Here is a 14,017-nt window from a genome sequence, read left to right on the forward strand (position 1 = left end):
TGCGTTTCACGACTGATTTTGCATCGCACCATCCGCTTGACGCACTATGTTGCAGTGCACATATTCGGTCTGCCGGCAGGCTCGCGCTCGCAAGTCGGTCCCGGCGCTCTCGCAACACGCAGCAGAGGGGTGCCCCGCTGGGGCACCGGGTAGATCCGATGACGAAATCCCTGGAGAAGACCGAGGCGACGTTCCAGAAGGCCGAGGCCGCCGTGAAGACGGGCCTGGACTCGGTGCTCGCCGGCATGGGCGCGGCGGCCAAGACCGCCCAGACCATCGGCATCGAGTGGGCGGATTACGCGAAGCAATCCTACGAGCATTCCGCGGCCACGGCCGAGAAGCTGTCCAAGGCCGGCACCGTCGCCAAGGCCGTCGAGATCCAGACCGAGTACGTGAAGGCTTCGTTCGAGCGGGGCGCTGCGCAGGCCGCGACGCTGCGCGACCTCTACGTCGCGCTGGCCAAGGATCTCGCGAAGCCCTTCGAGAGCTTTGCCCTGCACAAGGTCGCCTGAGGCACCCGACGCCGCCGGGGGCCGGCCTCGCGCGCCGGGCCTCCGGCCGCAGCCTGCGCGGCGCGCAAGCCGCGTGCCCGCTGGCTGCGGCCGCGCTCCCGAGAGACACGGACAAGTGCGCGCAGCCGTCTGGCGAAGTTGCGCCTCGGCCTATAGATTGCCGTCGAAGCGAGCGCGCCTCGCCGGCGCGCCCCGCGAGCGTGATGTTGCCGCCAGATGGGGTCGGTGCGATTCAGATGTCTCAGGGCCCGATGATGCGGGGCACCGCATGTCCGCCTGCCGCCTCGCGGCCGGTCAACGAGAAAGCCGTGACCGTAGCCGCCTCGAACCCGCGCGGACCGGGCGGCGACGACCGCTCCAACACGGCGATCATCACCCGCACCAAGACGCGCACGAAGCGGCCGAGCCTCTACCGGGTGCTGCTCCTCAACGACGACTACACGCCGATGGAGTTCGTCGTCCACGTGGTGGAGCGGTTCTTCAACAAGAGCCACGAGGACGCCTACCAGATCATGATGCACGTGCATCACAACGGCGTCGGCGAGTGCGGGGTGTTCACCTACGAGGTCGCGGAGACCAAGGTGACGCAGGTCATGGACTTTGCCCGCAAACACCAACATCCTCTCCAGTGCGTTATGGAAAAGAAGTAGGCCCCCAACAGAGGCACGAGCTTTGCCCAGCTTCTCACGCAGCCTAGAACAAGCCCTCCACCGCGCCCTGGCGCTCGCCGGTGAGCGCCGGCACGAATACGCGACCTTGGAGCACCTGCTCCTCGCCCTCGTCGACGATCAGGACGCCGCCGCCGTGATGCGGGCCTGCAACGTCGAGATCGACGCGCTGAAGCGCAGCCTCGTCGAGTACGTCGATACCGAGCTCTCGAACCTGACCGGCGACGGACGCCAGGACGCCAAGCCGACGGCCGGGTTCCAGCGCGTGATCCAGCGCGCCGTGATCCACGTCCAATCCTCCGGCCGCGAGGAGGTGACGGGGGCGAACGTGCTGGTGGCGATCTTCGCCGAGCGTGAGAGCCACGCTGCCTACTTCCTGCAGGAGCAGGACATGACCCGCTACGACGCGGTCAACTACATCAGCCACGGCATCGCCAAGCGGCCGGGCGCCTCGGAGGCGAAGCCGGTGCGCGGGGCCGACGAGGAGGGCGCCGGCGAGCGCCCGAGCGGCGACGAGGGCGAGGGGCGTGCCAAGAAGAAGGGCGATGCCTTGGACGCCTATTGCGTCAACCTCAACAAGAAGGCCCGCGACGGCAAGATCGACCCGCTGATCGGCCGCGAGGCCGAGGTGCAGCGCACGATACAGGTGCTCTGCCGCCGCCAGAAGAACAACCCGCTCCTCGTCGGCGACCCCGGCGTCGGCAAGACCGCGATCGCGGAAGGGCTCGCCCGCAAGATCATCCAGCACGAGGTGCCGGAGGTGCTCGCCGACGCGACCGTCTTCTCCCTCGACATGGGCACGCTGCTCGCCGGAACCCGCTACCGCGGCGACTTCGAGGAGCGTCTCAAGCAGGTGATGAAGGAGATCGAGGCGCACCCGAACGCGATCATGTTCATCGACGAGATCCACACCGTGATCGGTGCGGGCGCCACCTCGGGCGGCGCGATGGACGCCTCGAACCTCCTCAAGCCGGCGCTGGCCTCCGGCACGCTGCGCTGCATCGGCTCGACCACCTACAAGGAGTACCGCCAGTACTTCGAGAAGGACCGGGCGCTCGTGCGCCGCTTCCAGAAGATCGACGTCAACGAGCCGTCGATCCCGGACGCGATCGAGATCGTGAAGGGCCTGCGGCCGTATTTCGAGGAGTTCCACAAGCTCAAGTACACGACCGATGCGGTCAAGGCCGCGGTCGAGCTGTCGGCCCGCTACATCAACGACCGCAAGCTGCCCGACAAGGCGATCGACGTCATCGACGAGACGGGCGCCTCGCAGATGCTGGTGCCGGAGGCGCGCCGCAAGCGCACGATCGGCGTCAAGGAGATCGAGGCGACCATCGCCACGATGGCCCGCATCCCGCCGAAAACCGTCTCGAAGGACGATGCGGTGGTTCTCCAAAACCTCACCGAGAACCTGAAGCGGGTCGTCTACGGCCAGACGAACGCCATTGAGGCGCTGACCTCGGCGATCAAGCTCGCCCGCGCGGGGCTGCGCGATCCTGACAAGCCGATCGGCTCCTACCTGTTCGCGGGTCCGACCGGCGTCGGCAAGACCGAGGCCGCCAAGCAACTCGCCGCCTCCCTCGGCGTCGAGATGCTGCGCTTCGACATGTCGGAATACATGGAGCGCCACACGGTGAGCCGCCTGATCGGCGCGCCCCCCGGCTATGTCGGCTTCGACCAGGGCGGCCTCCTGACCGACGGGATCGACCAGCACCCGCACTGCGTGCTGCTCCTCGACGAGATCGAGAAGGCGCATCCGGACCTGTTCAACATCCTGCTGCAGGTGATGGACCACGGGAAGCTGACCGACCACAACGGCAAGCAGGTCGATTTCCGCAACGTCATCATCATCATGACGTCGAACGCGGGCGCCTCCGACCTCGCCAAGTCCGCCTACGGCTTCACGCAGACCAAGCGCTCGGGCGACGACGTGGAGGCGATCAACCGGCTGTTCGCGCCGGAATTCCGCAACCGCCTCGACGCGATCATCTCCTTCGGCCACCTGCCGAAGGAGGTCGTCGCCAAGGTGGTCGACAAGTTCGTCCTCCAGCTCGAGGCCCAGCTCGCCGACCGCAACGTCACGATCGAGCTCTCGGACGAGGCCCGCGACTGGCTGGTCGAGCACGGCTACGACGACGCGATGGGCGCCCGTCCCATGGCCCGGCTCATCCAGTCGACCATCAAGACGCCGCTCGCCGACGAGGTGCTGTTCGGGCGCCTCAAGGATGGCGGCGCCGTGAAGGTGGTCGTGAAGAAGCCGGAGGTTGCGGACGCGAAGGCCGGCGCCAAGGACGTGCTCGGCTTCGAGTTCCCGGCCGGCCCCGTGACGCCGAAGCCGGAGAAGGACGTGACCAACGCGGCCAAGAAGCACAAGCGCTCGAAGCCGCGCGCCACGACCCGCAAGAAGGCCGAGAAGGACAAGGGCGGCGGAGGATCCGGGGGCTCGGGTGGCGTGCGCACCGTGCCCAAGGTCCCGCTCGTCCGGGCCTGAGACCCGGCTGGCCCTCACCGTCGCGTCCCGCGACGCGGAGGGCCGGCTGAGGCTTTCGGGTCCTTTTCTGCACCCGCGTCCCAGGATATGAGCCACCCGCGAGACGCCCATCGACCGGGCGTCCTTCCGCCGAGATCGGCGGGGGTTCGGCGAGAGGCTCAGGGGGCGCGGCATCGCTGCCCGCGCGAGACGAGGGGGGCACCATGACCAGCGATCTGCATGAGGGCCCCCTCACGCCCGTCGCACGCTCCGTGCCTCCGCCGCCCAAGAAGCTGACGCGTCGCGAGGAGCGCCGCCGCCGTCGCAGGCGCCGCCGCCGCGGCGAGGAGCTTCTGGCCTGGGTTCTCGTCCCCCTGATCTGCCTCGGCCTCTACTGGGGCGTGACCGCTGGCTTCGACCTTCTCGGCACCTCGCCCGGCCAGGTCTGGGACCAGCTCATGCAGGTCAAGGCGATGATGGAGAAGCGGGCCTAAGGAGCCTGCTCGAGGCAGGCGCTCCGCGAAGAGCGCTTCAGAGCGCCCCGTCGCGGATCGCGCCGGGGTCGGCGAGCGTGTGCAGCAGGCCCGCCGCGCTGTGCGCGAAGCGCAGCGTCACGGCCTTCCGGCGAGCGCCGCTCAAGGGATGCTCCTCGGGCTGGCGCAGGATCGCGCCGCCGAAGGCGTCGGCGACGATGAGGCCGGCCTCCTCGGGGATCAGCTCGCAGGGCAGCGTGTGCGGGATCGCGAAGTAGAAGCGGTCGCAATACTCCCGGTAATCCGGCCACTTCTTGTCCGCCCGGAAGTCGGCCACGCTCGACTTGATCTCCACGATGGTGAGCCTGCCGCAGGCCGTGAGCGCGATCACGTCGGCGCGGCGCCCGTTGGCCAGGGAGAATTCGGGCAGGCTCACTTGGCCGAGCTCCGCGAAAAGGCGGCGCACGCCGCGCTGCGTGGCGGCGGCGGTCGGCGATTGCCGGCGGTCGGGCGGGAGAAGGGCGGCGGCGAGGGTTGCGGACAAGGCGGGATCTTGCGTGACGCGTCCCGAATCGGGACGCGCGCATCGAACCAGCCGGGGCCGGGCTTGTCGATGCGGCGCCGGCACCGCAGGGCGCAGGCCTATCCCTGGAACACCTATCCCTGGAACCATGTCAGGAGGCCGGCCCCGGGCGCGAGCAGCACGAAGGCCCAGACGAGGGCGGAGAGCACGTTCGCGATCTGGAAATGCAGGCGCTCGACGCCAAACACCCCCGCGATCAGCGGCACGACGGCCCGCGCCGGGCCGAAGAAACGCCCGAGCGCCACCGCGCCCGCGCCCCACCGGTGCAGGAAGGCCTCGGCCTTCGCCACCATCTCGGGGTAGCTCCGCATCGGCCACATGCGCTTGGCGCCGGACTTGTAGTAGTGGCCGAACTCGTAGGAGATCCAGTCGCCGAGCGCCGCACCGATGGCGGCGGCGATGACCACCGGCCAGAACGGGATGTCGGCGGCCCCGACCAGCGCCCCGATCCCGACCAGGATCACGGTCGCCGGCACGAGGAGCGACAGGAAGGCGATCGATTCGCAGAAGGCGAGAAGCCCGGTGATGACGGGCGTCCACGCCTTGTGTGCCTCCACGAAGCCGAGGGTCGCGGTGCGCAGGGCTTCGAAATCCATGGAGGTCCTTGTGGGCTCGAACTCTGAGAACAGGGCGGTCCGTCCCGATGTGGCGCCGCCTTGCCGAAGGGCAAGCGTGCCCGCCTCCGCGGATGCGCGGCGTCCCGAAAGGCGCTAAGGGCTCCTCACGCAACTCCCGACCCCTGGGTCGGCCTCCGGCCTTCGAGGGTGCGGCGGGAGTTGCGTGAGAGACATTCTGGGGCGGCTCCGGTCCGCGTCGCGTGGGGAGGCGCCTCCCGTGAAGGTCCTGTCGATCCAGTCGCACGTCGCCTACGGGCACGTGGGCAACGCCTCTGCCGTCTTTCCGATGCAGCGCCTCGGCGTCGAGGTCTGGCCAATCCATACGGTGCAGTTCTCGAACCACACGGGCTACGGCGCGTGGCGCGGGCGCGTCTTCGATGGGCCGGCCATCGAGGAACTCGTCGCCGGCATCGCGGAGCGCGGCGTGCTCGGCCAGTGCGACGGCGTGCTCTCGGGCTACATGGGCTCGCCCGATATCGGCACGGCGATCCTGGGGGCGGTGGCGGCGGTCCGCGCGGCGAACCCGGCGGCGCTCTATTGCTGCGATCCGGTCATCGGCGACACCGACCGGGGCGTCTACGTGCGGCCCGGCATCGCCGAGCTGATGCGGGATCGCGCGGTGCCCGCCGCCGACATCGTCACGCCGAACGCGTTCGAGCTGAACCTCCTCACGGGATTGCCGACCGGCACGCTGGCGGAGGCGAAGCGGGCGGTCGCGGCCCTGCAGGCCCTGGGTCCCCGCGTGGTGCTGGTGACCTCCCTGGCCACCGACGACACGCCCAGCGACGCGATCGACCTCCTGGCGGGCGAGGGGGGCACCTTCTGGCGCCTGCGCACACCGCGCCTCCATCTCGACGTGAACGGCGCCGGGGATGCGGTCGCGGCCCTGTTCTTCGTGCATTACGCCCGCAGCGGCTCTGCGGCGCTGGCGCTCGGCATGGCGGGCGCCTCGGTCTACGGCCTCCTGCGCCGCACCGCGGAGGCGGGTTCGCGCGAGATCCTCACGGTCGCCGCGCAGGACGAATTCGTCGCCCCGAGCGAGACCTTCCCGGTCGAGCCGGTGTGAGGCTGCCCGCGAACGCCCCGCGCCGGTCCGGCGTTTGCGTCCCGATCCCTCGAGCCACGGAACAGAGCCCATGACCCGACGCCGGTTCGTCACCCTCGACGTGTTCACGGACGAGCCCTACGCCGGCAATCCGCTCGCCGTGGTGCTGGATGCCGAGGGCCTCGACGGTGCGGCGATGCAGCGGATCGCCCGGGAGTTCAACCTGTCGGAGACGGTGTTCGTGCTGCCCCCGGCCGAGGCGCGCCACCGGGCGGCCCTGCGCATCTTCACGCCCACCCGCGAGCTGCCCTTCGCCGGGCATCCGACGGTCGGCGCGGCGGTGTTGCTGGCGCTTGAGGACGGGCGCGCCGCCGCGGCCCTCGCCGACGCCGTCGCCTTCGGGCTGGAGGAAGGGGTCGGCATCGTCCCCTGCGTCGTCGAGGCGGGGGAGGGGAGGGGCCGCGCCCGCTTCAAGGTGCCGAGCCTGCCGGCTTTCCTCGGCGACGGGCCGGAGCCCGCCGCCCTTGCCGGGGCGCTCGGCCTCGCCACCGGCGACATCGGGTTCGCCGCCCATCGTCCCAGCCGCCACGATGCGGGCGTGCCCTACACCTTCGTGCCGGTCGCCTCCCGGGAGCGCCTCGACGCCGCCCGAATCGACGCGGGGGCGCTCGCCGCGCTCGAGGAAGCGGGAGCGCTCTACCTCTACACGCCGGATCCGGACGGGCTCGGGCAGCGCTACCAGGCCCGGATGTTCGCGCCCCATCTCGGGGTACCGGAGGACCCGGCGACGGGCTCGGCGGCAGCCGCCTTCGCGGGCGTGCTGATGCAGTTCGAGCGTCTCGGATCGGCCGAGCACGACGTCGTCATCCGCCAGGGCGTCGCCATGGGCCGCCCGAGCGAGATCGCCCTGCAGGTCGTCGTCGAGGAAGGAGCGCTGCGCTCGGTCGAGATCGGCGGCGCGGCCATCGTCGTCAGCGAGGGGGTGCTCCTTGCCTGAGGTGGGTCCGCTCGGCTTCCAACTTGCCCGCCTCCACGGCGTCACGGCGCGCCTCGTCCCCTTCGCCTGGGCCTGGGCGGAGGACAATGCCGAGATGATCGCCGAGAACTGGCGGCGGCGGCTCGGCGAGAGGCCGGGCCTCTTCGACGGGCCGGTGCTCCTCGCCTGCGGCGTCTCGGTTTCGGACGGGCAGTGCGAGGCCCAGTTCTTCGAGACGCGCTATTCCCGCTTTATCGCCTTCCGGGATGCCGGCTCGCCGGACGGGCGTGTGGCGAACGCCTTCGCGGCCATCGTGCCTCTCGCCCGCGACGGGGCGGTGCTCCTCGGCGAGATGGGCCCGCACACGGCGAATGCCGGCCAGATCTACTTCCCTTGCGGTACGCCCGACCGCGACGACGTGCGCGGCGAGACGGTCGATCTCGCGGGCTCGGCCGCACGGGAGTTGCGCGAGGAGACGGGCCTCGCCCTGCCGGAGGACGCGGCGGAGGAATGGGTGCTGCTCAAGGGCGAGGGCCAGCTCGCCTTCCTGCGGCCCGTGCCCTTTCCGGAGGATGCGGAGGGCCTGCGGGCGCGCATGGAGCGGCATCGCGCCGGGGAGGCCGAGCCGGAACTCGCCCGCATCGTCGTCGCCCGCGGACCCGGCGACGTCGACGCCGACCGGATGCCCGGCTTCGTGCGCGCCTTCCTCGCCGACGCCTTCGCGGATCAGCGGTAGCCGTAGCGGGTCTTGGCGGCGGCGAGCAGGCCGAGCGCCTCGCCCTCGCGGCCGGCGGCGCAGGCGGCCGAGGCGCGGGCGAGGTCGGCGCTGAAGCGGGCGCCGACCGGCTGGTTCAGGTTGCCGGTGGCGACGTCGCTGTCCACCACCGCCTGAGTCCGGGCGATGTTCGGTCCGCAGCCCGGCCCCGCCGGGGGCACCGAGACGGGGGCGGGCGTCGCCGCCGCCACGACGGGCGCGGCCGCCTTCGGCTGGCAGGCGCCGGCAAGGCCCGCGAGGAGAGCGGTGGCGACAAGGGCGAGGCTGAGGCGGTACGCTGTCACGGACGGACATCCCGGTTCGCGCCCGACCCGCACGGCCGAGCTTGGCGGATCCGGTATGTGCGCCCTCGGCCCCAGGCCGGTCAATCGCCGCCGTGCCCGTCCTACTTCGCCTTCTCGGCGATCCCCTTGAGGCCGCCGTCGTAGATGCCCTCGATCACGTCCTTGGCGACCGGGTCCGGCACGCCCTTGGCCGAGAAGCTGCCGGTCCAGGTGAGCTTCGAGCCCGAGCCCTCGGGGGCAACGGCGAGGGTCGACGTGTAGTCGGAGACGGGCAGCGGGCTCTCCTGGATCGCGTAGCTGTAGGACATCACCTTGTCGTCCCGGGAGGTCTGCTCCTCGACGATCGCGCCGCCGCCCTTCAGCTTCAGGGTGCGGATCGCCTTGCCGTCCTTCTCGGACGGGGTGCAGGTCTCGACGGCCGGATGCCAGGTGCCGATGCCGCAGAAATCGCCGATCGTCTGCCAGACCTTGGCGGGGGGCGCCTCGATCGTGGCCGTCTTCTGGACGTCGATCGCGAGCGCGGGCGCCGCTGCGCCGACGAGGAGGGCGGTGAGCGCGAGCCGCAGGGTGTGGCGCGTCATGGGAGTCTCCATCCGTTGTTGTGGTGGGGCGAGGCCCGGCCCCGCAGCGGACCGCCGGACCCCTCGTCCGTTAACCCTCGCCGGGCTCGGCGCGAAGCTAGGCGGCGCGGCCGCGTCGGCAATGGCGGGGGCGGCGGTTCCGGATCACGATCGGTCGCGCCTGTCTCCGGCCGGAAGGGTCGCGTCGTGGTCGAGCCTGCGCCGCGGGTGGAGTGCCGGCCGGCCCTGGCGTGCCGCGCGGGCGCGGGCTAGGTGTCCCGCCTTGCGCCGGAGCGGCCGGCGCCGCGCGCCTCCGCCGAGTCCGCCGCGATCCGAACGGAGTTCGTCCTTGATCCCATGGGTTCATCTCGATACCGGCGCCATCCCGGGCGAGAGCGTCCCGCTGCGCCTCATGCGGCGCGGCGACGAGTACTCGATCGTGGTCGGAACGATCGAGCTGATGAACAATCGGCTCCGGGGCTCGGAGGAGGCGCTCGCCACGATCGCCTGCGAGCGTCTCCGCGACCGGCCGCGCGCCAAGATCCTGATCGGCGGGCTCGGCATGGGCTTCACGCTGCGCGCGGCCCTGAAGGCCCTCGGGCCGGAGGCGCGCGTCGTCGTCGCGGAACTGGTGCCGGCGGTGACGTCCTGGGCGCGGGGCCCGCTCGCGCACCTGTTCGAGGGAAGCCTCGACGATCCCCGCGTCGAGCTCGTGGAGGCGGACGTGAACCGCCTCATCCAGTCGGGCCCCGGCCAGTACGACGCCATCCTCCTCGACGTCGACAACGGGCCGGAGGGGATGGTCAGGCAGGAGAACGACCGCCTCTACGATTCCTGGGGCCTGAAGCGCGCGCATTACGCCCTGCGCCCGGGCGGCCTGCTCGGCGTCTGGTCCGGCGGGCCGGCCCGGCACTTCAAGTCCCGGCTGCAGCGGTCGGGCTTCGCGGTCGACGAGCTTCGCGTGCGGGCGAACGGCGGCACGAGCGGGCGGCGCCACGTCCTCTGGATCGCGGAACGGATGGAGGCGGGCGCCGGCCCGGCCCCCCGGAGGACGGGGCGGTGAGGGCGCGCTGATCGGCGCCCTCGTCGGCGCGGGTCCTCGGGACGCTCGCTTGTGTTTCACCCGCGCGAAGGATACGTACGTCAACCCCCGGACCGTCCCCGCCCTGACCGGCGAATCGCGTCCGCCCGTCGTGTCCCGCGAGGAGAGACGAGCCTTGGCCCGAGCCGGCTCCGTGTGCCCGACCATCCGCGCTGCCCGTGCAGCGTCGCGGTCGCGCGCGCGTCTCGTCCGCCTTCTCCTTACCCGCCCCTGAGGGCCGTCCGGGCGCGCGCCTGGGCTCTCAGGGGATTGCGCACCACGACGACAGGCTTGATGGCGCCGCCGACCGCTCGAGACGGGGCGCGCCGCGACAGGGCAAGCGAGATACCCATGACCACGACCCAGACCGGCTCGGCCAAGGACCGCGTTCTCATCTTCGACACGACGCTGCGCGACGGCGAGCAATGTCCCGGCGCCACCATGACGCTCGACGAGAAGCTCGCGGTGGCCGAACTCCTCGACGCGATGGGCGTCGACATCATCGAGGCGGGCTTCCCCATCGCCTCGAACGGCGACTTCGAGGCGGTGGCCGAGATCGCCCGCCGCTCCAAGCGCGCGACCATCGCCGGCCTCGCGCGGGCAATCCCCGCGGACATCGCGCGGGCGGGCGAGGCCGTCGGCCACGCCCATCGCGGGCGCATCCATACCTTCGTCTCGACCTCGCCGATCCATCTGGCGCACCAGATGCGCAAGAGCGAGGACGAGGTGCTGGAGATCATCCTGAAGACGGTGGCCCAGGCCCGCGACCTCGTGGAGGACGTGGAATGGTCGGCCATGGACGCCACGCGCACGCCGATCGATTACCTCTGCCGCTGCGTCGAGGCGGCGATCCGCTCGGGCGCCACCACGATCAACCTGCCGGACACGGTGGGCTACGCCACGCCCTCCGAGTACCGCGCCATGTTCGAGGCGGTGCGCGCGCGCGTGCCGAATTCCGACAAGGCGATCTTCTCGGTCCACTGCCACAACGATTTGGGGCTCGCCATCGCCAACTCGCTCGCCGGCGTGGAGGGCGGGGCGCGGCAGGTCGAGTGCACGGTCAACGGCATCGGCGAGCGGGCCGGCAACGCGGCGCTGGAGGAGATCGTCATGGCGATCCGCACCCGCGGCGACGTCATGCCCTACGAGACCGGCATCGAGACCACGATGCTGACCCGCGCCTCGAAGCTCGTCTCCCACGCGACGAACTTCCCCGTGCAGTACAACAAGGCGATCGTCGGCCGGAACGCCTTCGCGCACGAGAGCGGCATCCACCAGGACGGGATGCTGAAGCACACCGAGACATACGAGATCATGACCCCGGCATCGGTGGGCGTCAGCAAGACCTCGCTGGTGATGGGCAAGCACTCGGGCCGGGCCGCCTTCCGCTCGAAGCTCGACGAGCTCGGCCTGCATCTGGCCGAGAACCAGTTCCAGGACGTGTTCGATCGCTTCAAGGCGCTCGCCGACCGCAAGAAGCACGTCTACGACGAGGATATCGAGGCGCTGGTGGACGAGAACCTCGCCACCGCCCACGACCGCATCCGCCTCGTCTCGCTCTCGGTCATCGCCGGCACCCGGGGTCCGCAGCGGGCTACCATGAAGATCGACATGGACGGGCGCACCTTCACCGAGGAGGCGGACGGCAACGGACCGGTCGACGCGGTGTTCAACTGCATCAAGGCGCTGGTGCCGCACGAGGCGCAGCTCGAACTCTATCAGGTCCACGCGGTGACGGAGGGCACGGATGCACAGGCCGAGGTCTCGGTGCGCCTCAAAGCCGGCGAGCGCTCCATGACCGCCCGCGGCGCCGACCCTGACACGCTGGTGGCCTCCGCCAAGGCCTACCTGTCGGCCCTGAACAAGCTCTCGGCGGCGGCGGTGCGCCTGCATGCCCAGCATGCGGCGGCCGAATAGCCTCAAGATTCTTGCGGGCCGGGGGTGGACAGCCCCCGGCCCCCTTGGTATCAGCCCGACCTCGCCGCGGACTGGTGGCCCCGGCGCATCGCTGACAAGCGATGAGGGCGCATAGCTCAGTTGGTAGAGCAGCTGACTCTTAATCAGCGGGTCCTAGGTTCGAACCCTAGTGCGCCCACCAATCCCTCCCAGAACTCCTGGCAGATAGGCGGCGGCTGAGCCAAGCGACCTTATTTCGGGTTGGACCGAATAAGGTTTTTTGCTGGGTAGCGGCACGGCCCTACCTTTCGCCTTCCGTGTGGCAGCGTAGGCAGTAGCGCCTGCTGCAGCCGGCATCCGCCTCTTAGGCGCGGAAGTGGTCAGCAACCCGAGCAGGCACAGGTTAGGCTTTCGGGGGCCTGTTGGCGCAAAGTGACCGCACCCGCGCGCTAACTCCTGCACCTTTCCGGCCCTTGAGCACGTCCACTTCCGGGCAGCTCAGTGCGGCAGGTTGGTACGACCAACTTTGGCCGTTTGCACCCCGTCTGCTTTGAAGCTCGGATGGCGCACAAGCGGACGTTCTGCGCGGCTCAGGTGGTGGGCTCAAAGTGACCCCTTGCGGACCTTCCGCCCTGCCTGTTCGGATGTCCGCTCGGAAGGCAGAAGCTGACTGAAAGCGGCGGCCATGACATCAGGAGGTTGTGCTACATTTACTTACGAGCTGACAGGGAAGCAGGCCAGCCTGCAAAACGTCTGTCATTTACCATCCGTCGAGTTGAGATCCGGCAACTTGTCCGTCCATGAGGACGGCCCTCGCTATTTGTCCGGAGCCCAGGTCTGATCTGAACATCCGGCCCTAGGCGGCGTGACCCTGCCTGGGTTAGGCCGACCTCACTAGGCCCAACGTGAGGGAGGACCGATGCCGGCGCAATCCGGGGTGTTCGTACTGAAGGCCAACGAGGCTCTCGTTCCAATGCTGCCGGCCCAATTCGCGGCCGAGCTTGATTTCCAAAAGCTGCTCTCGAAGTTCCCTTCCCTATTAGTTGGGGACCAGATCGACCCCGACCATCCGAGGCGCTTCGTCCTAGTTCGGCAAGAGCTGTCCATCGGCCATGAGGACGAGGTGGCACGCTGGTCGCTGGACCACCTCTTCCTCGACCAGGAGGGCGTTCCGACGCTTGTAGAGGTCAAGCGGCAATCCGATAGTCGCCTGCGCCGTGAAGTGGTTGGGCAGATGCTCGACTACGCCGCAAACTTCCAATCCTTCTGGAACGCCGAACGGATCGCCGCGGCTTTCGAGGCAACGTGTCTTCAGGCCGGAACGGATGCCGACACCACGCTCACCGAGTTCCTTGAACCGCCGGCCACAGCCGAATGGTTCTGGAGCGCGGTCGGCACGAACATACAGGCAGGGAAGTTGCGGCTCTTGTTCGTGGCGGACCACATACCAACCGAGCTCCGCCGTATCGTCGAGTTCCTCAACATTCAAATGAACCCGGCTGAAGTGCTTGCGCTGGAACTTCGGCAATTCGCCGGCGAAGGCCTCCGCACCATCGTACCCGTGGTCTTCGGACAGACACGGGAGGCTGCCAGTAGGAAGGAAGCCGTGAAGGGTACTCGCTGGACCGAGGATCGCCTGATCGCAGCCTTCGAGGACAAGTATCCGGCGGAGGAAGTTGCCGTCGCAAGGGCTTTACTCGATTGGATGAAAGGCACGGGCCTGCCGCTAGTCTTCGGCACGGGTCGGGAAAACGGCTCGGTCTACCCGCTCCTGAAACCCCAGGGTATAGCTATCAACCCGGCTTACCTCTCGACAGAGGGCAAGGTGTGGCTGCAGTTTAAGTCGCTGGAGGGCAAGCCGGTGTTCGGCGACATGGACCGGCGCCGGGAGTTGATGCGTCGGTTCGCCGAGGTGGATGGGGTGACCCTAGACGAGTCGTCGCTGAACCGCTGGGCCGCAGTGCCATTAGCGCAAGCGGCCGCAGATCCTGCCGGAGCCACAAAGCTGATCTCCGCGTTCGAATGGATCATTCAGCAGGTGAAGGGGGTCTGAGGGTGAGAGCGCTTCTCTCACGTG

At 69.5% G+C, this 14,017-nt stretch carries 14 protein-coding genes and 1 tRNA gene; 11 read left to right on the top strand and 4 right to left on the bottom strand.

From position 1 onward, the window contains the following. Positions 1-158 precede the first annotated feature (158 nt). From J2X36_RS17455 to J2X36_RS17470, 4 genes are all read left to right on the top strand, one after another. Entirely contained in the window at positions 159-512 is a 354-nt protein-coding gene (locus tag J2X36_RS17455; protein WP_132254589.1) for a phasin family protein, read from the top strand. Between the two features lie 254 nt (positions 513-766). Next, complete coding sequence (gene clpS, locus J2X36_RS17460; protein WP_405029810.1) at positions 767-1,162, top strand: ATP-dependent Clp protease adapter ClpS; 396 nt, start codon at positions 767-769, stop codon at positions 1,160-1,162. A 22-nt stretch (positions 1,163-1,184) separates the two neighbouring features. Beyond that, positions 1,185-3,671 carry an ATP-dependent Clp protease ATP-binding subunit ClpA gene (clpA, locus tag J2X36_RS17465; protein WP_310352022.1) on the top strand — a complete coding sequence of 829 codons (2,487 nt, stop codon included), beginning with the start codon at positions 1,185-1,187 and terminating at the stop codon, positions 3,669-3,671. A 203-nt stretch (positions 3,672-3,874) separates the two neighbouring features. Further along, positions 3,875-4,144, top strand: a complete 270-nt coding sequence (locus J2X36_RS17470) for a hypothetical protein (protein WP_310352024.1) — start codon at positions 3,875-3,877, stop codon at positions 4,142-4,144. Between the two features lie 37 nt (positions 4,145-4,181). On the opposite strand, the gene J2X36_RS17475 is transcribed toward J2X36_RS17470, so the two are convergent. Both J2X36_RS17475 and J2X36_RS17480 read right to left on the bottom strand, forming a co-directional pair. After that, positions 4,182-4,667 carry an MmcB family DNA repair protein gene (locus tag J2X36_RS17475; RefSeq protein WP_310352026.1) on the bottom strand — a complete coding sequence of 162 codons (486 nt, stop codon included), beginning with the start codon at positions 4,665-4,667 and terminating at the stop codon, positions 4,182-4,184. Between the two features lie 113 nt (positions 4,668-4,780). Beyond that, positions 4,781-5,302 (bottom strand): DedA family protein, encoded by a 522-nt coding sequence (locus J2X36_RS17480; protein ID WP_132254584.1) that lies wholly within the window; start codon positions 5,300-5,302, stop codon positions 4,781-4,783. 238 nt (positions 5,303-5,540) lie between these two features. On the opposite strand from J2X36_RS17480, the gene pdxY reads away from it, so the two are divergent. The 3 genes from pdxY (at position 5,541) to J2X36_RS17495 (ending at position 8,080) form a co-directional block, all read left to right on the top strand. Then, positions 5,541-6,389, top strand: coding sequence for a pyridoxal kinase PdxY (pdxY, locus tag J2X36_RS17485; RefSeq protein ID WP_310352031.1), 849 nt, complete (start codon positions 5,541-5,543; stop codon positions 6,387-6,389). A 70-nt stretch (positions 6,390-6,459) separates the two neighbouring features. Continuing rightward, entirely contained in the window at positions 6,460-7,365 is a 906-nt protein-coding gene (locus tag J2X36_RS17490) for a PhzF family phenazine biosynthesis protein (protein ID WP_310352034.1), read from the top strand. Beyond that, on the top strand, positions 7,358-8,080 hold the full coding sequence (locus J2X36_RS17495; RefSeq protein ID WP_132254581.1) for an NUDIX hydrolase: 723 nt from the start codon (positions 7,358-7,360) through the stop codon (positions 8,078-8,080). Before J2X36_RS17490 ends, J2X36_RS17495 begins: the two co-directional genes overlap by 8 nt. On the opposite strand, the gene J2X36_RS17500 is transcribed toward J2X36_RS17495, so the two are convergent. Continuing rightward, a complete protein-coding gene (locus tag J2X36_RS17500) occupies positions 8,071-8,403 on the bottom strand; it encodes a hypothetical protein (protein ID WP_310352038.1) in 333 nt (110 codons plus the stop codon). The two genes, J2X36_RS17495 and J2X36_RS17500, sit on opposite strands and share 10 nt — an antisense overlap. Positions 8,404-8,504: 101 nt before the next feature. Next, positions 8,505-8,984 (bottom strand): SRPBCC family protein, encoded by a 480-nt coding sequence (locus J2X36_RS17505; protein WP_132254579.1) that lies wholly within the window; start codon positions 8,982-8,984, stop codon positions 8,505-8,507. Between the two features lie 328 nt (positions 8,985-9,312). On the opposite strand from J2X36_RS17505, the gene J2X36_RS17510 reads away from it, so the two are divergent. The 4 genes from J2X36_RS17510 to J2X36_RS17525 all read left to right on the top strand — a co-directional run bounded on the left by J2X36_RS17510 (position 9,313) and on the right by J2X36_RS17525 (position 13,993). Then, complete coding sequence (locus J2X36_RS17510; RefSeq protein WP_310352041.1) at positions 9,313-10,026, top strand: hypothetical protein; 714 nt, start codon at positions 9,313-9,315, stop codon at positions 10,024-10,026. Between the two features lie 369 nt (positions 10,027-10,395). Beyond that, on the top strand, positions 10,396-11,961 hold the full coding sequence (locus J2X36_RS17515) for a 2-isopropylmalate synthase (RefSeq protein WP_132254577.1): 1,566 nt from the start codon (positions 10,396-10,398) through the stop codon (positions 11,959-11,961). Between the two features lie 105 nt (positions 11,962-12,066). Further along, positions 12,067-12,142, top strand: a tRNA-Lys gene (locus J2X36_RS17520). 717 nt (positions 12,143-12,859) lie between these two features. Beyond that, a complete protein-coding gene (locus J2X36_RS17525; protein ID WP_310352045.1) occupies positions 12,860-13,993 on the top strand; it encodes a hypothetical protein in 1,134 nt (377 codons plus the stop codon). The last annotated feature ends 24 nt before the right edge of the window (positions 13,994-14,017 follow it).

Origin of the sequence: Methylobacterium sp. BE186 (genome assembly GCF_031457035.1) — a bacterium.
In the GTDB taxonomy this organism is placed as follows: domain Bacteria; phylum Pseudomonadota; class Alphaproteobacteria; order Rhizobiales; family Beijerinckiaceae; genus Methylobacterium; species Methylobacterium segetis.